This is a genomic window from Pseudomonas sp. HY13-MNA-CIBAN-0226 (genome assembly GCF_040310305.1).
Lineage (GTDB): Bacteria > Pseudomonadota > Gammaproteobacteria > Pseudomonadales > Pseudomonadaceae > Aquipseudomonas > Aquipseudomonas gregormendelii.
This window is the reverse complement of the sequence record NZ_JBEOPS010000403.1, coordinates 1-257: the sequence shown is the minus strand read 5'-3', so window position 1 is coordinate 257 and position 257 is coordinate 1. Positions and strand designations below refer to the sequence as shown.

Genomic DNA, 257 nt, shown 5'->3' with positions numbered 1-257 from the left:
CTTGATAACACGGGGTCTGTTAAGACTTATTAAGCCTTACCATCATAAGTATTGACTTAGTTTTTGTCTTTATCGATGATTTTGTTGCCGCCAATCCAAGGCATCATGCCGCGCAATTTAGCACCAGTCACTTCGATTTGATGCTCAGCGTTGTTACGACGACGAGCCGTCATTGATGGATAGTTGGTTGCGCCTTCACTGATGAACATTTTTGCGTATTCGCCAGATTGGATGCGTTTTAGCGCATTACGCATAGC

At 44.0% G+C, this 257-nt stretch carries 1 pseudogene; it reads right to left on the bottom strand.

The features are described 5' to 3' along the window. Nucleotides 1-56: 56 nt before the first annotated feature. Nucleotides 57-257, bottom strand: a pseudogene (locus AAEZ05_RS29275) (ketol-acid reductoisomerase); the annotation flags it as partial.